The organism is Streptomyces avicenniae, from assembly GCF_000719135.1.
GTDB classification, from domain to species: domain Bacteria; phylum Actinomycetota; class Actinomycetes; order Streptomycetales; family Streptomycetaceae; genus Streptomyces; species Streptomyces avicenniae.
In genome coordinates, this window is record NZ_JOEK01000007.1 from 174061 (window position 1) to 194414 (window position 20354).

Below are 20354 nucleotides of genomic sequence, written 5' to 3' on the forward strand. Positions count from 1 at the left end.
AGCATAGAAGCGGACTGTGACATCCGGACATGGTGTCCTGAGCCACAGGACGGCTAGCCTCACGGGTGTGAACTTCGCGCATGCGGCGGGATCGGGCGGGGCGACGCGGACCGTACGCGGGCATCTGCCGCCCGGGGCTCCCGACTTCGTGTACGTGCCGGTGGAGGTGCCCGCCGGGGTGCGCCGCCTGACGGTCGCCTACCGGTACGACCGGCCGGAGGTGCCGCCCGGCGCGTACGGCAACGGACTCGACATCGGCCTGTTCGACGAGCGCGGCACCGGCGCCGAGGGGTTCAGGGGCTGGTCGGGCGGCGCCAGGGACACCTTCACGGTCGGCGCCTCGGGGGCCACCCCCGGCTACCTGCCGGGGCCCGTCAACCCCGGCACGTGGCACGTCGCCCTCGGCCCCTACACCGTCTCCCCGCAGGGCATCGCGTACGAGCTGACCGTCACGCTGGAGCACGGCCCGCCGGAACCGGCCGCGCCGCCGCCCGTCCACCCGCCGGAGCGCGTCGCCGGGCGCGGCCGTGCCTGGTACCGGGGCGACTGCCACCTGCACACCGTCCACTCGGACGGGCGCCGCACCCCCGCCGGGATCGCCGCCGCCGCACGCGCCGCCGGGCTCGACTTCCTCACCACCACCGAGCACAACACCCCCTCGGCGCACGGCGCGTGGGAGGGCCTGTGGGGCGACGACCTGCTCGTGATGTGCGGCGTCGAGGTGACGACGCGCACCGGCCACTGCCTGGCCCTCGGCGTCGAGCCCGGCACGTTCATCGACTTCCGCCACCGCGCGCGCGAGACGGCGTACGCCCCCACCGCGCGGGGCATCCGCGCGGCGGGCGGGATCGTCGTGCCGTCCCATCCGCACGCCGAATGCGTCGGCTGCGCCTGGCGCTTCGGCTTCGCGGACGTGGACGCCGTGGAGGTGTGGAACGGGCCCTGGACGCCGGACGACGAGGCCGCCCTCGCCACCTGGAGCGGCCTCCTGCACGCCAGGGGCGACGGCCGCTGGCCGCCCGCGATGGGCAACAGCGACAGCCACCGGGAACCGCAGGCCGTCGGCCTGCCGCAGACCGTCGTGCTCGCCGACGAACTGGGCCGCCGCGCGATCCTGGCCGGTCTGGCGGCCGGGCGCAGCTACCTCGCCGAGTCGTCCGCCGTGACCCTCGCCCTCACGGCCACCGCCGGACGGGACGGCCAAAGCGCCGGGATCGGCGAACGGCTCGCCGCGCCGCCGGACGCGCCGGTGACCGTGACGCTCGACGTGCGCGGCGTTCCCGGCGGCACGGCGAGGCTCGTTACCGACCAGGGTGTAATTCTCGGTGCCCGACTGCCCACCTCAGGTAGCGGTACGGTGATGTGGCACACAACGGTCTCGGCCTCGGCCCACGTACGGGCCGAGGTCCGGCACGGGGGCGAGCCGACCGGGGCCATGGCCGGGATGACCAATCCCGTCTTCCTGGAAGCAGGTTGAGGCCGATAGACTTCCACGTTCGCCCCATACGTTAATGAGGTTGAGAAGCAGAGGACGCCATGGTCGATGCTGAAGGGACCACGGGGCGGCACGCTCCTGCGCTGCGCTTCGCCGTGCTCGGGCCGGTGCGCGCCCGGTACGGGGACAAGCCACTGCCGACCGGATCTCCTCAGCAACGGGCCCTGCTCGCCGCCCTGCTGCTCCGCAGGGGAAGGGCGGCGACCGCGCAGGACCTCGTGAACGCGCTGTGGGGCGAGGAGTCGCCGCAGCAGGCGCTCGCGGCGCTGCGCACGTACGCCTCCCGCCTGCGGAAGTCGTTCGGGGTGCGGCAGTCCGTGCTGGTCAGTGAGTACGGCGGCTACGCGCTGCGGCTGGCGTCGGACGACGAGCTGGACCTCGACACGGCCGCGACGCTGACGGCCACGGCCGAGAAGCACGCGGCGACGGGCGACCTCCCGCGCGCCCACGAACTGTACGGCCAGGCCCTGGAACTGTGGGACGGCGAGGCCCTCGGCGGCGTGCCCGGGCCCGAGGCCGAACTCCAGCGCGCCCGCCTCGCCGAGCAGCGCCTCGGCATCGTCGAACAGCGGCTCGACATCGGCCTGCAGGCGGGGTTCCACGCCGAATCCGTGTCCGAACTCACCGCGTTGACGACGACGCATCCGCTGCGCGAGCGGCTGCGGGAGCTGCTGATGCTCGCGCTGTACCGCAGCGGGCGGCAGGCGGAGGCGCTGGCCGTCTACGCGGACGCGCGGCGGCTGCTGATCGACGAGCTGGGCGTCGAACCGCGTGCCGAGCTGTCCGACCTCCAGCAGCGGATCCTCAACGCGGACGCGTCGCTGAACGCCGCCGCGCCCGCGCCCTCGTCCGTCCCCGTCCTGGTGCGCCCGGCGCAACTCCCGGCCGCCGTGCCGGACTTCACCGGCCGCGCCGGATTCGTCGCCGAACTCGGCGTCCAGCTGGCCACGGCGGGCGGCCAGGTCATGGCCGTCTCGGCGGTCGCGGGCATCGGCGGCGTGGGCAAGACGACGCTCGCCGTCCAGGTCGCGCACGCGGCGCGCGACCAGTTCCCCGACGGGCAGCTGTACGTGGACCTCCAGGGCGCCGGGGCCGCCCCGGCCGATCCGCAGACGGTGCTCGGCGCGTTCCTGCGGGCCCTCGGGACCCCGGACAGCTCCATACCGGACGGCATCGCGGAGCGCGCGGCCCTCTACCGTTCCCTGCTGGACGGCCGCCGCATGCTCACGCTCCTCGACAACGCGCGGGACGCCGCACAGGTCAGGCACCTGCTGCCCGGCACCCCGAGCTGCGCCACGCTCATCACCAGCCGCGTGCGGATGGTCGATCTCGCGGGCGCGCACCTGGTGGACCTCGACGTCATGAGCCCCGAGGAGGCGCTGACGCTCTTCACCCGCATCGTCGGGCACGAGCGGGTCAGCGCGGAGCGCGAGGCGTCCATGGACGTGGTGGCGGCCTGCGGTTTCCTGCCGCTGGCCATCCGCATCGCGGCCTCCCGGCTGGCGGCGCGCCGGACGTGGACCGTCTCCGTGCTCGCGCGCAAGCTGAGCGACGAACGGCGGCGGCTGGACGAGCTGCAGGCCGGTGACCAGGCGGTCAAGGCGACGTTCGAGCTGGGCTACGGGCAGCTGGAGCCCTCGCAGGCGCGGGCGTTCCGGCTGCTGGGCCTGGCCTCCGGCCCCGACATCTCGCTGCACGCGGCGGCGGCGCTGCTCGACCGCGAGGTGGACGTCGCCGAGGAACTGCTCGAAGGTCTGGTGGACACCTCGCTGCTGGAGTCGGCGGCGCCAGGGCGCTACCGCTTCCACGACCTGGTCCGGCTGTTCGCGCGCGCCTGCGCCGAGCGGGACGAGCAGCCCCCGGCGGAACGCACGGCGGCCGTCTCGCGGCTGCTGGACTTCTACCTGGCGACGGCCTCGGCGGTCTACGCGCTGGAGCGCCCGGGGGACGCGACGGTCGATCACATGCACAGGACGGACCGCCCCGGCCTGCGCTTCGACGGCGTGCGCCCGGCCCTCGACTGGCTGTTCGGCGAGGCGGACACGCTCCTGGCGAGCGCGCGGCAGGCCAGGGGCGACGGGGCGCACGCGCGGCGGATAGCGGACCTGCTGGTGATGGCGCGTGACCTGGCCGAATCCGGCGCCTACGCGCAGCAGTTCGTGCGGGCGGCCGAGACCGTGCTGACGGCGACGTCCCCGCTGGACGAGCCGCTGGCCGAGGCCCGTATCCGTGTCGCGCTCACCCACGCGTACAGCACGTCGGGGCGCAGCGAGGAGGCGGAGGAGCACGCGAAGCACGCGATGCTCCTCGGCGTGGCGGCCGGGGACCAGGTGGCCATCTCGCACGGGCTGAACGAGCGGGGCATCAGCGCGTTCTACCAGGACCGGTTCCAGGACTCGCGGGACTACCTCGAACAGGCGCTTGAGGCGTTCAGGCGGCAGGGGAACCGCTCGGGCGAGGCCAGCGCGCTGAGCAACCTGTCGCGCGTGCAGCTGGTGCTCGGCGCGCCGGACAAGGCGGTCGAGCTGGCGGAACAGGCGCTGGGGCTCTACCGGGCGGTCGGTTCGAAGCTGCGCCTGGCCAACGGCCGTTACGCGCTGGGGATCGCGCTGGCCGGTCACGGCCGGGGGGAGGCGGCGCGTGAGGAGTTCTTCGCGGCGCTGGCCGGATTCCAGGAGGCGCGGCAGCGGCTGTGGGTCGGCATGACCTATTTCCGCCTGGCCGATCTGCATCTGGAGACCGGCCCGGTCGGGCAGGCGGCCACGCTGGCGGAGCAGGCGCTCGCCGAGCTGCGGGAGGTGGGCGGCGCCCGCCGGGAGGCCGACGCGCTGGTGCTTCTCGGCCGTGCGCTCGACTCCGCCGGGCAGCCGGGCAGGGCGCGTGCCTGCTGGGAGGCGGCGCTCGCCACGTACACGACCCTCGGCCGCCCCGAGGTCGCGCGTGTCCGGAACCTTCTGGGTGCCACGACCGTCTGAGGCTTCAAACCGTCGATTCCCAGGCATTCATCAATCGTTTATCGCGGGGTGCGACCGTCGTGCGCACAACCGCCCCACGGGGAACCGGCGGTTGACAGGCAGGGCCCTCCCGCAGACCACGGGGGAGTCACCGGGCGGCTCTGTCCCACACCGTCCGCTTGAAAATTACGGGAGTTCACATGACCGACGTGAAGCCGCTGGACAGTCACATCACCAGCGAGCCCAAGGCACCGAAGGCGCCGAAGCCCGCCGACAGCCACATCACCGGCGAGCCGAAGGCGCCGGGCGGCCCGAGGCCGCTGGACAGCCACATCACCGCGGCTCCGGGCCCGAAGGCGCCCAAGCCCGCCGACAGCCACATCACGGGCGAGCCCAAGGCGCCGAAGCCCACCGACAGCCACATCACCGGCGAGCCGGACGCGCCCGCGCCCGCCGACAGCCACATCACGGGCGGCACCGGCGACTGAGGTCCGGGCCACCGACCCACCCCGCGCAGGGAACCGGCCGCGCCAGGCGTTCGTCCGCCGACGTGGCCGGTTCCGCATGCGCCCGGGCTGGGCATGGTGTGAGCAATAGGTCAACAGAACGAAACCATCTGACGCCTGCTGTGTGAGGAGATCCAGCCATGTCCCGTTTACGGAAGATCCTGGCCGCCGGTGCCGTCGCCGTGGTGCTGACGGGTGCGGGCGCGGCATCGGCGGTGGCTGACAGCCACGTCACCAAAGGCACGCCCCGCCCCACCGACAGCCACGTCACCGGTGGGCAGGTCAAACCCACCGACAGCCATGTCACGGGCGGCCAGGGCGACTGATGCCGGGCACGCGGCGCGAAGACGGCGGGTCCTCCGGGGCCCGCCGTACGCGTCTCCGGCCATGCCGGTCCACCACCGGCGCGGCCACCGGCAGCGGGTCCCCGGGGGGCCCGCCGACTGCGTTTATCACCTGTTTATGGGTGGGTGCCATTCTCTAGGAGTCCGATCGCACAGGGGTGCGCGATCGGGTCCTCGGGAGGTGCCCGGCGGCTGCGGGGGAGCCGCCGGACACCCCGGCACAGGAGCCGGGCGGCACGGAGGGGAGTCGCCCGGCCCGACGGCGACCGGTTCGGACGGCAGGAGGGGGGCCGTCCGGGCCGGTCGCGTCGCGTGCGCCGCCCGCGTCCTCGCCCCGTTCTCCGCGCCCCGTTCTCCGCGCCCCGTCCTCCGCGCGGATCGCCCGGCACGGCGTTTTGCCGACCGACCGCGCCGCACGTAACATACGGAACCGTACGGTGGGCACACGCTGCCCGCCGGCGGGCCACCGCCGTGGCCCTGGGTGTGCCCCGGTACCGGTCACCCTTCCCCCGGTCCGGTACCCCTTCGACCCGCGAGCCGTCGTCGCGGCGAGCGCGGGGCGGGGCACCTGGAGGGCGGGTCGCAGGTGGCCCGCCCTCCCCAGCCGCCCGCGCCGTCAGCCGCCCACGTAGGCGCGCAGGTGCTGGGCCGTCAGCGTCTCGCCCTGCGCGACGAGTTCGGCCGGTGAGCCGGTGAAGACGACCTGGCCGCCGTCGTGGCCGCCGCCAGGACCGATGTCGATCAGATGGTCCGCGCGCGCCATGACCGCCTGGTGGTGCTCGATGACCACGACGGTGTTGCCGCCGTCCACCAACCGGTCGAGAAGCGCCAGAAGCTGATCGACATCGGCCATGTGCAGACCGGTCGTGGGCTCGTCGAGGACATAGACGGACGAGTCCTGCGCCATGTGGATGGCCAGCTTGAGCCGCTGGCGCTCACCGCCCGAGAGGGTCGTGAGCGGCTGGCCGAGCCGCACGTACCCGAGGCCGACGTCCACCAGGCGGCCGAGGATGGCACGGGCCTGCCCGCCGGGGAAGAAGTCCGCGGCCTCGGTGACCGCCATGTCCAGGACCTCGCTGATGTTCCGCTCGCGCAGCGTGTAGGCGAGGACCTCGGGCGTGAACCGCTTCCCCTCGCACTGCTCGCACACGGACGCGACGCCCGCCATCATCGCGAGGTCGGTGTAGACGAGCCCGATGCCGTTGCAGCGCGGGCAGGCGCCCTCCGAGTTCGCGCTGAACAGCGCGGGCCGCACGCCGTTGGCCTTGGCGAACGCGGTCCTGATCGGGCCGAGCAGCCCGGTGTACGTGGCCGGGTTGGAGCGGCGCGAGCCCCGGATCGGGGTCTGGTCCGCGACGACCACGCCGTCGTGCTTCGCCAGGTAGCCGTGCACCAGGGAACTCTTCCCCGACCCGGCGACGCCGGTCACCACCGTCAGGACCCCGAGCGGGAAGTCCACCGTGACGTCGCGCAGGTTGTGCAGGTCGGCGCCCTTCACGGTGAGCGCGCCCTTGGGGCTGCGGACCGAGTCCTTCAGCCGCGCGCGGTGCCCGAGATGGCGGCCGGTGAGCGTGTCGGACGCGCGCAGCCCCGCCACGTCCCCGGTGTAGCACAGCTCGCCGCCCGCCGTACCGGCGCCGGGGCCGAGGTCCACGACGTGGTCGGCGATCGCGATGACCTCCGGCTTGTGCTCGACGACGAGGACGGTGTTGCCCTTGTCGCGCAGGCTCAGCAGGAGGCGGTTCATGCGCTGGATGTCGTGCGGGTGCAGGCCGGTCGTCGGCTCGTCGAAGACATAGGTGACGTCGGTGAGGCTGGAGCCGAGGTGGCGGACCATCTTCACGCGCTGCGCCTCGCCGCCGGACAGGGTGCCGGACGGCCGGTCCAGGCTGAGGTAGCCGAGACCGATGTCGGTGAGGGAGTCGAGCAGGCCGCGCAGCGAGGCGAGCAGGGGCGCGACGGACGGGTCGTCGAGGTCGCGGACGACCTCGGCGAGGTCGCTGATCTGGAGGGCGGCGCACTCGGGGAGGGTGCGGCCGGCGACCGTGGCGGTGCGGGCCGCCTCGGACAGGCGGCTGCCGTCGCACTCGGGGCAGGTGGCGAAGACGACGGCGCGGTCCACGAAGGCGCGGATGTGGGGCTGGAGGGCGTCGCGGTCCTTGGCGAGGAAGATCCGGCGCACCTTGACGAGCAGGCCCTCGTAGCTGGTGTTGTGCGTGCCCGTGGAGATCTTGGTGGCGGGCTTGTTGAGGAAGTCGTCCCACTCCCGCTCCGTGAAGTCGCGGAGCCTGCGGTCGGGGTCGAAGAAGCCGGACCCCGCCATGACCTGCCAGTACCAGGTGCCCACGCCGAAGTTGGGGACGGTGATGGCGCCGTCGTTCAGGGACAGGTCGCGGTCGAAGAGCTGGTCGAGGTCGATGTCGGTGACGTGTCCTGTGCCCTCGCAGCGCGGGCACATGCCCTCGGGGCTGTTGAAGCTGAAGTGCGTCGCCGTGCCGACGTGCGGGGTGCTGAGGCGGCTGAACACGATCCTGAGCATGGTGAACGCGTCGGTGACGGTGCCGACGGTGGAGCGGGAGTTGGCCGTCATCCGCTCCTGGTCCACGATGATCGCGGCGCTGAGGCCGTGCAGCGCATCGACGTCGGGCCGGGACTGGCTGGGCATGAACGACTGGATGAACGCGGTGTAGGTCTCGTTGATCAGCCGCTGGGACTCGGCGGCGATCGTCCCGAAGACGAGGGACGACTTGCCCGAGCCCGAGACGCCGGTGAAGACGGTCAGGCGGCGCTTGGGTATGTCGAGCGAGATGTCGCGCAGGTTGTTCTCGCGGGCGCCGCGCACCTGGATGAGTGAGTGGCTGTCCGCCTCGGCGGTCCGGGGCGCGCGGGGATCGTCGGGCATGACGGTACTCCTAGGCAGGGTGCGGTTCCGGCGGGGACGACGGGTCCGCCGGACATCCGGGTACACCGTACCCACTTTCCGGGTCGGCTTCCGGACGGTCCGGGCGAGCCGCCGTCCCGCGCCGGGTCGGCTGCTGGAGGCCGAGCGTAACGGGAGGGTCTGACAATCCCGCCCCGGAAGCCGCGCCGCGCCCTGCCCGGGATCAGGGCTGCAGGGAGTTGATGACGTCGTTCCGGTGCCCTGGGTCACGGGACGCGGCCCAGCCGAACCCGTCGTTGCCCGGCACCAGGCCGAAGGTGACCGGTTCGAAGGTCGCCGGGTTCGGCGGGTCGTCGAAGCTCTCGTACCAGTCGCGGTAGTACGAGCCCGAGGTGTGGTGCGAGTCCTGGAGCGTGGAGGAGGCGATCTCCAGCCTGTCCGCGTACGCGGTGCCGGTGGGGACGGTCGCCGTGCCGAGCAGCGAGCCGAAGTGGAGGTGCGCCTCGGCGTTCTCCAGCTCCTCGTCCGACCAGGCCGGGTTCCAGTACTGGATGTCCTCGTTCAGGACGTGCTCCTTGACGAAGTCGGGCGTCGCGGCCCGCCCGGCGGGGGTCGTCAGGTCCAGGCCGCCGATCTCCGGGTTCATCAGGAGCTGGATGCCGTTGGTGAGCGCGGTGCCCGCGGACATGCCGCCGATGCCGGTCACGTGCGGCCCGTCCTCCTGGTGGACCCACTCGTCCTCGAACAGCCGCCGCCCCAGGTCGCTCAGTTCCTCGGCGGTCAGGTGCGAGTAGAACTCCCGCAGGTAGGCGGCCTCGGCGTCCGTCATGGGCCGCACGGGGTCCCAGCTGTCCGCGAGGGGGTTGTAGTGCGTGGTGCCCCAGACACCGCGCGCGATCCCGTCGAGGACGCGGGTCCAGCGGTCGAGGACGTCGGAGCGCGGATGCTCGCGGGACAGCTCCTCCTTCAGCCCTGACGCGGCGTAGGCGGCCATCTCGGGCGTGGTGAAGATGCCGAGCGGCCCTCCGGCCAGGCCGGGCGCGTCACTGCCGAGTTCCGCCGCGTACGTGGACAGCCGGTGGCGGTAGCTCTCGATCTCGTCGGCGATGGCGTCGTCGTAGGAGAGCGCGCTCTCGACGGCGTCGGCGAGGTGACGTTCCCTGATGCGATCGATCAGCGACGGCGGCAACCCGTAGACGGCGAGCCCGGCGCCGTTCAGCGCGGGGACCACCTCCTGCATCTCGCCGCGGTAGGAGAGGGTGATCGTCTCCGTGCCGGTCGCCGGGGCGACGCGTTCCAGCTCCGCCTGCCAGCCCTGCCGCTCGATCTCGGCGGCGGCGCCGTGCTGGGCGCGGGAGAGTTCGAGCCCCGGGTCCCAGATCATGGCGCGCACGACCTGCTCGGCGTCCACGGCCAGGTTCATCGCCCGCTGGACGCCGTGGACGGCCGCCTCCATGCCGGGGATGTCGAGATGGCCGGTCGTCATCCGGATGCGCCCCGCGTCGTCCACCAGCGAGGCGCCGTCGAGATCGCCCGCCTCCGCGGCGAGGCGGGACGCCTCCTGGCCGAGATCCACCGCGTCGTCGGCCTCGCCGGAGGCCCGCTGGTAGGCGGCGGCCGTCCTGGCCATCTCCTCGGGGTCGATCTCGGCGGAGAAGCGCGCCTGCCGTTCCCAGGGGTCACGCCCTGCCCGCGCGACGATCTCCTCGCGCGTGTACTCGAATCCGGGCAATGTCCGTCCACCACCGTGCCGTTGAGGGAATCGGTCAGGTGGCGATGGTGGCGCCGGGGCCGGTTCCCCGGGTGACCTGGAGGCGTCGCAAAGGCAAAGTCGATCTGAAGAATGATCGGTCAGGGGTGGGCGGGTGGAGGCGGGACGTCGGGCGGCGCGGCGGCGAGCGTGTCGAAGAGCGGCCAGCCGTCGCGTTCCACCGGGCCGGGGACCGTCGGGATCAGGCCGTCGGCGACGGCGGCGTCGAGGAAGCGGCGGACGACGCGGGGCAGGTGGAGGTTGAGCCACGTCCGCCCGTCGCCCACCGTGCCGCTGGGCGTCAGGGCGTCGGCGCCGAACCGGCCGGGCCCCTGCCGGAAGACGAGGCGGAGGGTGCCGCGCGTCCCGTCCCGGCGCAGGGAGAGGACGTCGCCGCAGTGCGGCGGGGCGTGCCGGTGCCGGACGCTCCACCACCAGACGGTGTCGCCGACGACGAGGCGGCGCGTGCGGGTGTCGCTCATGCCGCGACGGTACGGCGGGCCCTGCTGTCGGCAGAAGGGCTTTTCCGCGCGCCGCCCGCCCTGGGAGGCTCGGGCCATGTCGCATCCGCTGAAGGGCAAGGCGGCCGTCGTGACCGGCGGTTCGCGCGGGATCGGGCGGGCGGTCGTCGAACGGCTCGCACGGGACGGCGCCGAGGTCGTGTTCAGCTACGCGCGGGCCGCTGACCGGGCGGCCGAGGTCACGGACGCCGTCGCGGCGGCGGGCGGGACGGCGCACGCGGTCCCGGCCGACTTCACGGACCCGCGCGCCGCCGCGCGGCTCATGGAACGGGCCGACGGCCTCCTCGGCGGCCTGGACATCCTCGTCAACAACGCCGCCGCCTCCTTCTCGCCCACGCCGCTGGCGGACACGGAGGAGGACGCCTTCGACGCCATGCTCGCCGTCAACCTCAAGGCGGCGTTCGTCACGTTGCGGCATGCCGCGCGGACCATGCGCGCGGGCGGACGGATCGTCACCATCTCGACCCTCAACACCGCGCGCCCGGCGCCCGGCATCGGCCCGTACGTCGCGGGCAAGGGGGCTCTTGAGCAGTTGACGGGCGTCGCGGCGCTGGAGCTGGGAGGGCGCGGGATCACGGTGAACACCGTCTCGCCGGGCGCCACCGACACCGATCTGCTGCGGTCGGCGAACCCGGCGGCGGCCCTCGAACGGGTGCCCGGCCTGACACCGCTGGGGCGGCTCGGGGAACCGGCGGACATCGCGGACGTCGTCGCGTTCCTCGCGGGGCCGGACGGGCGATGGGTCACGGGGCAGAACCTCCGGGTGACCGGCGGGCTCGGCTGAAGGCTGTCCCGTAACTCGACGCACAGGCCAGCGGGCTACGGCGGATGGGTCGGCTTGTCCGGTTCTGGTGCGACTCGCGGCCCCGGCCATGACCTGACCAATCGGGGCGAACTGGACACAGGTAAGCGGCTGCAAGAGCTACGGGACAGCCTTTAGGGCCCGTCTTGCCGTTCCGCGCGGGCACGGACGCGGGCGCCGGGCGCCCGGAAGGGCGGACGCGGGGGACGGCCGGTCTCCGTGAGGCGGCGCCGCGGCCGGTGGCACCGGCTTGCCCGGGACCTCTTTCCCGATGGGCGCCCGCGCCCTGACCGGCTCAGGAGCGCCACGCCTGGTGCACGCGCACCCGGGCGAAGCGCCAGCCGTCGGGGGTGCGGACCGCGCGCAGGTCGTACCGCTCGCCGACCGCGAACGCGGGCTCAAGGGGCGCGCCCGGCACGTTGAACGTGGCGGTCTGGTTGGCCCGGACGGTGGCCTCGTCGCCGTCGAGGGCGATCACCACGTTCGCGGTGAGGTGGTGGGTGACGACGTCGGCGGGGTGGGTGCGGCGGGCCTGGGCCGCGAGCGCCGCCGCCCCCTCGACCGTGCCGCCGGGGAACTCCCCGACGACGTCGGCCGTGTAGAGGGACGCGATCTCGTCGAACGCCTTGTCGTCCAGCCAGGGGCCGAGGCGGTTGGTCAGCTCGGTCAGCTCCAGACGGTCGGCGAGCGGGTCGTGCGCCGGGGCGGTGGCGGAGGTGTCGCGGATGCCTGACATGGGGTGGCACCTTCCGGGCGGAAATGATTGGTGAGGCCAACGCTATCGTTGAATGATTGGTCTCGCCAACTTTTCGGTCACCGCCCCACCACCCCACCGCCCCACCGCCCCGCCGGTCAGTCCAGGTAGACCGTGGCCGTCAGCGGCAGGTGGTCGGACGCGTCGGTGTCCGTCAGCCGCACGTCCCCGAAGGTGACGTCCTGTCCGCCGAGGATCCAGTCCACCCGGCGCGGCGGTGAGACGGCGGTGTCGCGGTCGGCGAGGTCCTCCGCGCCGTCCTGGGCGCTGTGCAGCCCGGCGGCCAGGTAGGCGTCGATCCCGGGAGAGCCGGGCTCGGCGTTCAGGTCACCGGCCAGGACGGCGTGCGGGTCGCCGTCCACCGCGCGGAGCAGCGCCTCGTGTTGGGGCAGGTCGGGCCCGGTGTGGGCGGTGACGACGCGGGCCGTCTCGCCATCGGTCAGGCGCAGGTCCACGGTGGCCGCCGACCGGTCGCCGCCCGGCAGTTCACCGGTGACCGCGTCCAGGACGGGCAGGCCGGTCAGCAGGAGGTTGCCGGTCGTCCGGTCGGCGGCCGGTGCCCACACCGTGCTGAGGTCGAGGCGGCGTTCCAGCCAGGTCCGCAGGTCGAGTCCACCGGCCGTGGCCAGGCCGCGCGGCACCTCCTGGAGGACGACGACGTGCGCCCCCGAGTCCCGGACGACGTCGAGGACCGCCTCCGGGTCCAGCCGCCCGTCACGGTCCACGGCGTGATGCACGTTCCACGTCATGAGGCGGTACATGCCGCCCGCCGTGTCGGTCGGCAGCGGCTCGGGAGCCGCGCGCAGCGCGCCCGCCAGGGGCGGCAGCGCCAGGAACAGCGCGGCGAGGACCACGGAGCGGAACGCCCCCGGGAGCGCGGCGGGGGCCGTGGGCTCGGACCTGGCGAGGACGACGGCCGCCGCGCCGAGGCACGCGACGGCGAGGAGCGCCAGGGCGATGTGCGGCGCGCCGAGGCCGGACGGCAGCGCGACCAGCGCGTACCCCAGCGCGGCACCTGCCCCTGCCAGCGCCGTCCCGCCGAGCGGCACCGGGACGGCTGACGGCAGCGGCAGCCGCAGCGCCCGGCGCAGCACCAGCGGCAGCGCGGCGACGGCGAGGAGGACGCCGGGCCCGGCGGGCCAGGACGGCACCAGCAGGACGACGGCGACCCCGCCCGTGGCCACCGCGGGCGAGACCCACCGCTCGCCAGCGGGCAGCGGGCGCGTCAGGGCCAGGACCGCGAGGCCGGTGCCCGCCGCGATCCACAGTCCCGCCGTGTCCCAGGGGACACCGGCGCGCGCCGCGAGCAGCGCGGGCGAGCCGAGGAGCGGCCCGTACAGGGCCAGCGCCGGGCCCAGCAGGGCGAGCCCCGCGTCGCCCACCGGCTCGGCGGGCACCGGCACGGGGTGCCGCCGCAGGTGGGCGGCGCCCGCGCCGAGGGCCGCGACGGTCAGCAGGGCGACCGTCCATCCGGCCGGTCCGCCGCGCCAGACCGGGTCGAGGCCGGACAGCGGCAGCCGCAGGGCGACATCCGCGCCGACGCCGAGGGCCACGGCGCGCGCCACGGATCCCAGCGAGGACCGGCGCGCCACCAGCACCAGCCCGGCGAGCGCCACCCCGGCCGCGACGGCGGCCACGAACGACGTGCGCGCGCCCGGCACCTGGACCACCAGCCGCGCCACGGCCGCCGCCGCCAGCCCCAGCGGCAGCGCCGCGCGCGAACCGAGCCACCAGACCAGCGGCCCGCCCAGGGCGGCCACGCAGACCAGGAGCAGCACGCCGGTCATGGACGTGCCCGTCACCGTTCCCGCGACCCGCAGGGTCTCCAGCGCGGCGACGGTCGTCACGGCCGTGAGCGGGGATATCGCGCGCTCCGGCGTCATGGGGATCATGACGGCTGAGGGTAGTGCCAGGGCCTCGGGTGCCGTCCGTTCGGGGTGCGGACCAGGCCGGACGCACGTAGCGTCGATCGGAGGACGAGAGGTCGAGGAGGCTCGCCATGTGGCGGAACACACTCGGGACCGTGCTCGCCGTTCTGGCCGCAGCGGCGGCCATCATCAGTGTCTTCTTCCACTGGTACGGCTCACGCGACGGGCGGCTGTACAAGCTGACGCACCTGTTCACGAGCGACGGGATCACCCGTGCGAACGCGAACCTGCTCACCGGGCTCTTCCTGGTGATGCTCGTCGCCGCGGCGGTCACGCTGCTGGGGGTGCTGCTGATGTCCCGGTGGCTGGTGGCGCTCGCCGGACTGATCGTGCTGGGCTTCACCATCCTGTGGATGGTGCGCCAGTACCAGGTGAGCGACACCCTCACCGTGGGGGACGGCAACCTGAAGTTCCCCGCCGTGCTCGCGCTGATCAGCGGCGCCGTGCTCTGGCTCGCCTCGGCCCTCATGCCGGGCAGGAGGGCCGCGCGGCAGCTCGCGGCCGGGCAGGGAAGGCACCAGGCCCGGCACCGCAGGACATCCGGGCCCGCGCCCGCGCCCGAGGCACGCGCCGCCCGGCCGGAGGACACCGTGCGGCCCGGCGCGTGGCAGCACCCGCCGGACGAGTCCGACAGCACCCCGGGCAACGCCCCCGACGACCGCCCCGCCGACGGGGCCGAGCGCGGCCACGGCGGGTATCACGAGGGCTACGAGGAGCGCTACGGCCCCGAGCGCACGGGCGAACAGCGCGACCGTGACGCGCAGGACGAGCACGACGCGCGGACGGACCGGGACGAAGGGCCGGGCGAGGAGCACCGCGGACGCGACGCGGCCTGACCCCTCTCCCGCAAGAGCGCCCTCCCGGGGGCGGCGTACCGGCCCCGCCGGCCGGTACGCCGCCCGCTTCCCGTCACCGCACCGGGCAGGACGTCCCCGCCGGGCCACGGCCACGGCCGTGCCCACGGTCACGGCGGGCGGACACCGGCTCCCCGGAGACCCCCGCGAGAACACGTCTCTCATCGCGCTCCCCTCCTCCCGAACACGTCACGACACCGTCACCCTAAGTGACCACGCCGAGGCAGGGAAGAGCACAGAGCGTTATTCGCCCGTTCGAGTGAAGAATCGGCGGCCACGCCGCCCCCGCGCTCAGGACTGGCGGGTGCCCCGCGCCGCGTCGAGCGCGTAGACGCAGTGGTCCTTGCTGCACGCGAAGACCATGCCGTCCGACGCCGCCGGGGTCCCGGTGATCTCGCCCCCGGTCTCCAGCTTCCAGCTGAGCCGCCCGCTCACCGCGTCCAGCGTGTACAGACAGTGGTCGGCCGACCCGAAGTGCAGCCGCCCGTCACGGACCACCGGCGAGCCCACGATCGACTCCCCCGCCGCGAACCGCCAGCGCGGCGTCCCGCTCACCGCGTCCAGCGTGTACATCGCCGCGCCGCTGCCCAGATGCACCAGCCCGTCCGCGACGACGACCGGCTCCGTGGTCTGTCTGCCCTCGGTCGCGATACGCCACCGGTCGTCCCCCGTCGCGACGTCGAGCGCGTAGACCGTGCCCAGGTAGTCGGCGAAGTAGACACCGGCCGCACGGCTGCGCGCCGACTCGTACGCGGGCGGGCTCAGGATCGCCGCCGGGGCGTCGAACCGCCACCGCTCCGCACCCGTCGCCGCGTCCAGCGCCAGCACCCGCGACCCGGCACTCACGTGCACGGCGCCGTCCTCCGACGGCGCGACCCGGACCGGCACACCCCCGGTCGCCGCCACGTCCCCGACCGGATACCGCCACTGCTCGGCGCCCGTCCGCGCCTCCAGCGCGTACAGCAGGCCCTCGCCCCACACGTACACCGTCCCGCCGTGCACGACAGGCGCCGTGTCGGGCGACTCGAAGTCGGTCTGCACGCCGGACAGCTCCCACAGCCGCTCGCCGTTCGCCGACTCCCACGCCTGGACGCCGCCGCCCCGGGTGGCCGTGACGAGCGTCCCGCGATCGGCGCGCAGCCCGTAGATCCAGCCCTCGGCCGGGATACGCCAGCGGCCCGACCCGTCGGTCGCGTCCAGCGCGTAGAGCGCGGAACCGTCCGACGCCAGCACCCGCCCGCCGGTGACGGCCAGCGCCCAGGCGGGCTCCCTGCTCTTGAACTGCCTGCGCCCGCTCGCGACGTCCAGCGCGTGCACCTCGTGCGACGTGACGTAGAGCAGCCCGCCGCGCACGGTCGGCGAGCCCCACAGCTCGTGGTTCATCCGGAAGCGCCAGGGCCGCCAGCGGGCGGGCGCCACCCGCCGTGGCGGCGTGGTCTGCCCCTGATGCGCGGTGCTCGGGTGGGACACTGCCGCCCCCGGCGCGCCGGTCGGCGGCCTGGCCCAGTCGGGCGAGTGCGGCACCAGGTGGTCGCCAGGACCGGACGGCTCGCCCCGGTGCGGCCCGGGGCCGATCGGCATGCGCACGCCCGGCAGCCGCACCGGGTCCCCGGTCGGCGGCGGCAGGACGTCCGCGCCGGGCCGCGGCGCCGACGCGTGCGCGGGGGACGGTGAAGGTGACGATGCGGGCCCCGGCGGACGGGAGACGGCGGCCGAGTACGGCGGGGACGACGGCGGCGGCAACGGCGGGGCGGGCGGACGCGGCCCCGGCGCCTGCGGCGGCACCGGCGGCGGCGCCTTGCGCCTGTCCTGCTCCGGAGGCCGCGACGGCACACCGCCCCGGCGCCGCTCGATCATCTCCACGGCGCCCTGCGGCAGCCACGCCGACGCCGTCCCGCTGTCGTCGCTCGCCGCGAAGAGGTGCGGGGCCAGGTCGGCCTGGAGTTCCGCCGGGGTGGGCCGGTCGTCCGCCTTGTGCTCCATCAGCGACTCGATGAGCGGACGCAGCTCGTCCGGCAGGCCCGTCAGGTCGGGGCGCTCGCGCAGGAGCATGAAGACGGTCTCCACCGGGTTCGCCCCCCGGTACGGCGGATGCCCGGTGGCCGCGAAGACCATGGTGGAGGCCAGGGAGAAGACGTCGCTGGCGCCGCTGACACTGCGCGAGTCGCGCGCCTGTTCCGGCGACATGTACGCGGGCGTGCCGACCGCGACATTGGTCATGGTCAGCCGCGTGTTCGAGACGCCCGACGCGATGCCGAAGTCGATGACGCGCGGCCCGTCCTCGACCACCAGCACGTTCGACGGCTTCAGGTCACGGTGCACGAGCCCGGCGCCGTGGATGGACTGGAGCGCCTCGGCGATCCCGGCGGCGAGCCAGCGCACGGCCTGCGCGGGCAGCGGCCCGCACTCGGCGACGATCTCCTCCAGGGACGGCGCGGGGACGTACGCGGTGGCCAGCCAGGGGACGGCCGCGCCCGGGTCGGCGTCCACGACGGCGGCGGTGTAGAAGCCGCTGACCGCCCGCGCGGCCTCGACCTCACGCGTGAAGCGCACACGGAACAGCTGGTCCTCGGCGAGCTCGCTGCGCACCGTCTTGATCGCGACGCGGCGGCCGGAGGCGGACCTGGCCAGGTAGACGAGCCCCATCCCCCCGGCGCCCAGTCGGCCGAGCACCTCGAACTGCCCGATCCGCCGTGGATCGTGCTGCGTCAGCTGCTCCACTGTTCCTGCACCTCCCCGTAAGGGCGCTGCTTCCCCGCCCCGTGCAGCATCTCATCCGCCACCGGAAAGCTGCGGGCTCCGGGACGATTCTTCCTGCCGGGAGCGACCGTGGCGAACCCGGGGTCCGGCTTGGGCGGAGTGTCGGCAGATGTCCGGCCCGGTCGGTAAGGATTCCCCATTCGGATGCGATCAAATCGCGCCGAGATCACGCGTAGATAAGCTGACTGGCATGACAGGACAGGTAACGACCGTTGACGGCCGGGTCGCCGGCCGACGGGGTCAGGCCACACGGCAGAAACTGCTCGACTGCCTCGGCAAAATGCTGGGCTCCTCGCCCTACCGCGACGTGAAAGTCATCGACGTAGCACGCAAAGCGGGCACGTCACCGGCCACTTTCTACCAGTATTTCCCGGATGTCGAAGCAGCCGTCCTGGAACTCGCCGAGACCACCGCACAGGAGAGCGCGGCACTCTCCGAGCTGGTCACCGGACGCTCCTGGGCCGGCCGCGCGGGGCGTCAGACGGCCGAGGAGCTGGTCGATGGCTTCCTCGCCTTCTGGCGCAAACACGACGCCATCCTCCGGGTGATCGATCTCGGGGCCGCCGAGGGCGACCGGCGCTTCGTGCGGATCAGGACACGCGTCCAGGGCGCCGTCGTGAAGCCCCTCGCCGACACCATCGAGGAGCTGCGCAGCCGCAGCCGCGGCGGTGACACGGACACCTCACCGGCGGCGCTCGCGGGCGCCCTCGTCACGATGCTCGCGGCGGTCTCCGCGCAGCCGAAGAGTCTCCAGGCACTCGGTGCCAAGCAGGTCGATCTGAAGCCGGCGCTCACCTCGCTGGTGCACCTCGGGGTCACCGGGCGCCGGCCCGCCAAGTAGCGCGCCGGGCACCGCCGCCCGGTCCCTGTCCCCGGGACGGCGCCCCGCCGTCGCCGCGCAACCACCAACCGCCGCCCCGTGCCCACCACTTCCCCGGTGGGCACGGGGCGGCGCCCTTGCGCGGGCTGCGTATGCTCGGGCACATGCCGACGCCGTCCGCCCCCGTCCATGTCATCGGAGCCGGCCCCGGCGGGCTGGCCACCGCCGCCGCGCTGGCCCAACGGGGCGTGCGGACCGTCCTCGTGGAGAAGTCGGGTGACGTCGGCGCCTCCTGGCGCGGGCACTACGACCGCCTCCGCCTGCACACCACGCGCCGCTGGTCCTCGCTCCCCGGCCTGTCCATCCCCCGTTCCGCCGGGCGCTGGGTGCGGCGCGACGACTTCGTGCGCTACCTGGAGGTCTACGCGCGCCACCACAAGCTCGACCTCGCGACCGGCGTCGAGGTGTTCCGCATAGCCAGGGACCCCGTGCCGGACCGGGACGGCGACTGGCTCCTTGAGGCGACCGGCGGACGCAGGCTGCGGGCGAGCGCCGTCGTCGTCGCCACCGGCTACAACCACACGCCGTGGCTGCCGGACTGGCCGGGCCGCGCGTCGTTCACCGGCGAACTGCTGCACGCCTCGCGCTACCGCGAGCCGAGCCCGTTCGCCGGGCGGGACGTGCTCGTCGTCGGCGTGGGCAACACCGGCGCGGAGATAGCGGCCGACCTGGCCGAGGGCGGGGCAGGACGGGTACGGCTGGCGGTGCGCACGCCGCCGCACATCCTGCGCCGCTCGACGCTCGGCTGGCCCTCGCAGGCGAGCGCCGTGCTGTGCCGCCGCCTCCCGGTCCGGCTGGTGGACCGGCTCGCGCGGCCGGTCGAGCACACGCTGCCCGACCTGACGCGCTACGGGCTGCCGCGCGCGCGGACCGGGATCTACTCGCGGGTGCGGGAGGGCGCCATCCCGGTGCTGGACGCGGGGCTCATCCGCGCCGTGCGGCGGCGGAAGGTCGAACCGGTCGGCGCGGTCGAGGAGTTCGCGGGGGCCGACGTGCGGCTGGCGGACGGCACAGTGATCACGCCCGAGGTCGTCGTCGCCGCCACCGGCTACCGGCGCGGCCTCGAACCGCTCGTCGCCCACCTGGGGCTGCTGGACGGCCGCGGCCTGCCGCTGGTGCACGGCCGCAGGACCCATCCGGCCGCGCCAGGGCTGTACTTCACCGGCTACACGAGCCCCCTCAGCGGCATGCTGCGCGAACTCGCCAGGGACGCACCGAAGATCGCCGCCGCCGTCGCCGCGGCCGCACGCAGCAAGGGCTGACGGGCCCCTTCCGGCGATGGGAAGGGACCCGCGGGGGCGATCCGCACTCGCCGAGACACCCCCGGTCGCCCGGCGGCCCTCGGCGTCCCCTCGCGACGCATCACCCCGCCCCGCCCGGACCGGCCTCCACAGCCCCGGGCGGAACACTTCTCAGAGTCATCAAGCCACCACGACTCGTCAATACCTGGCCGGTTTCCGCCGCGTGCGGGCAGTCGAGTTCGCACCACACCCGCTTGCCCGCACCCTCGGGCTGCCAGCCCCAGCGGTCCGCCAGCACCTCGACCAGCTCAAGACCGCGCCCGCCGGTGTCCTCGCCCTGCGCCCGGCGCGGACGGGGCGCGCGGGCGCTGTCGTCCACCACTTCGAGCCGTACGGACTCCGGTTCACGCACCGCGAGCCGCAGCACGGCGGGCCGCCCGGTGTGGACCACCGCGTTGGTGACCAGCTCGGACACCAGCAGCACCAGGGTGTCCGTACGGGCGTCGTCGGGGCAGGCCGGGCAGGGCTGTCCCCGGCCCAGTTGCGCACGCACCCAGCGCCGGGCACGGCCCACCTCCGAGGGCTCGGGGGCGACCTCCAACTGCTCTTCCAGCTCCTGCACCGTTCACACCATCCGAACCGGCGGACATATCGCCACTCACCGAGGCGTAACCCCGGCTCCGC

15 protein-coding genes are annotated in these 20354 nt (G+C 74.2%); 8 read left to right on the forward strand and 7 right to left on the reverse strand.

Going from position 1 to position 20354, the window contains the following annotated elements:
• Positions 1–16: 16 nt before the first annotated feature.
• The 4 genes from IF27_RS13355 to IF27_RS13370 all read left to right on the forward strand — a co-directional run bounded on the left by IF27_RS13355 (position 17) and on the right by IF27_RS13370 (position 5281).
• Positions 17–1477, forward strand: a complete 1461-nt coding sequence (locus IF27_RS13355) for a CehA/McbA family metallohydrolase (RefSeq protein ID WP_052849741.1) — start codon at positions 17–19, stop codon at positions 1475–1477.
• Positions 1478–1536: 59 nt separating this feature from the next.
• The gene (gene afsR / locus IF27_RS13360) at positions 1537–4470 is read left to right on the forward strand and encodes an SARP-family global regulator AfsR (protein WP_052849742.1); all 2934 of its coding nucleotides are present in this window, start codon (positions 1537–1539) and stop codon (positions 4468–4470) included.
• Between the two features lie 179 nt (positions 4471–4649).
• A complete protein-coding gene (locus tag IF27_RS13365; protein WP_052849743.1) occupies positions 4650–4937 on the forward strand; it encodes a hypothetical protein in 288 nt (95 codons plus the stop codon).
• 158 nt (positions 4938–5095) lie between these two features.
• Complete coding sequence (locus IF27_RS13370; RefSeq protein WP_052849744.1) at positions 5096–5281, forward strand: hypothetical protein; 186 nt, start codon at positions 5096–5098, stop codon at positions 5279–5281.
• Between the two features lie 634 nt (positions 5282–5915).
• On the opposite strand, the gene IF27_RS13375 is transcribed toward IF27_RS13370, so the two are convergent.
• The 3 genes from IF27_RS13375 to IF27_RS13385 form a co-directional block, all read right to left on the reverse strand.
• Positions 5916–8201 carry an ATP-binding cassette domain-containing protein gene (locus IF27_RS13375; protein WP_052849745.1) on the reverse strand — a complete coding sequence of 762 codons (2286 nt, stop codon included), beginning with the start codon at positions 8199–8201 and terminating at the stop codon, positions 5916–5918.
• A 202-nt stretch (positions 8202–8403) separates the two neighbouring features.
• Positions 8404–9912, reverse strand: a complete 1509-nt coding sequence (locus tag IF27_RS13380) for a putative alpha/beta hydrolase (protein WP_052849746.1) — start codon at positions 9910–9912, stop codon at positions 8404–8406.
• Between the two features lie 119 nt (positions 9913–10031).
• The gene (locus IF27_RS13385; RefSeq protein ID WP_052849747.1) at positions 10032–10412 is read right to left on the reverse strand and encodes a hypothetical protein; all 381 of its coding nucleotides are present in this window, start codon (positions 10410–10412) and stop codon (positions 10032–10034) included.
• Between the two features lie 76 nt (positions 10413–10488).
• Here IF27_RS13385 and IF27_RS13390 point away from each other — a divergent pair, with 76 nt between their 5' ends.
• On the forward strand, positions 10489–11235 hold the full coding sequence (locus IF27_RS13390) for an SDR family oxidoreductase (RefSeq protein WP_052849748.1): 747 nt from the start codon (positions 10489–10491) through the stop codon (positions 11233–11235).
• Positions 11236–11548: 313 nt separating this feature from the next.
• Here IF27_RS13390 and IF27_RS13395 read toward each other — a convergent pair whose 3' ends face one another.
• Together IF27_RS13395 and IF27_RS13400 are read right to left on the reverse strand one after the other, a co-directional pair.
• Positions 11549–11989 carry a nuclear transport factor 2 family protein gene (locus IF27_RS13395; protein WP_052849749.1) on the reverse strand — a complete coding sequence of 147 codons (441 nt, stop codon included), beginning with the start codon at positions 11987–11989 and terminating at the stop codon, positions 11549–11551.
• Between the two features lie 116 nt (positions 11990–12105).
• Positions 12106–13899, reverse strand: a complete 1794-nt coding sequence (locus IF27_RS13400; protein WP_052849750.1) for an endonuclease/exonuclease/phosphatase family protein — start codon at positions 13897–13899, stop codon at positions 12106–12108.
• Between the two features lie 107 nt (positions 13900–14006).
• On the opposite strand from IF27_RS13400, the gene IF27_RS13405 reads away from it, so the two are divergent.
• Complete coding sequence (locus IF27_RS13405; protein WP_052849751.1) at positions 14007–14771, forward strand: MFS transporter; 765 nt, start codon at positions 14007–14009, stop codon at positions 14769–14771.
• Positions 14772–15080: 309 nt separating this feature from the next.
• Here IF27_RS13405 and afsK read toward each other — a convergent pair whose 3' ends face one another.
• Positions 15081–17510, reverse strand: a complete 2430-nt coding sequence (gene afsK / locus IF27_RS13410; protein ID WP_052849752.1) for a protein serine/threonine kinase AfsK — start codon at positions 17508–17510, stop codon at positions 15081–15083.
• Positions 17511–17739: 229 nt separating this feature from the next.
• On the opposite strand from afsK, the gene IF27_RS13415 reads away from it, so the two are divergent.
• On the forward strand, positions 17740–18390 hold the full coding sequence (locus IF27_RS13415; protein ID WP_052849753.1) for a TetR family transcriptional regulator: 651 nt from the start codon (positions 17740–17742) through the stop codon (positions 18388–18390).
• 143 nt (positions 18391–18533) lie between these two features.
• A complete protein-coding gene (locus IF27_RS13420; RefSeq protein ID WP_052849843.1) occupies positions 18534–19691 on the forward strand; it encodes a flavin-containing monooxygenase in 1158 nt (385 codons plus the stop codon).
• 100 nt (positions 19692–19791) lie between these two features.
• Here the strand turns inward: IF27_RS13420 and IF27_RS13425 are convergent, their stop codons facing one another.
• Entirely contained in the window at positions 19792–20292 is a 501-nt protein-coding gene (locus IF27_RS13425) for an ATP-binding protein (RefSeq protein WP_052849754.1), read from the reverse strand.
• Between the last annotated feature and the right edge of the window lie 62 nt (positions 20293–20354).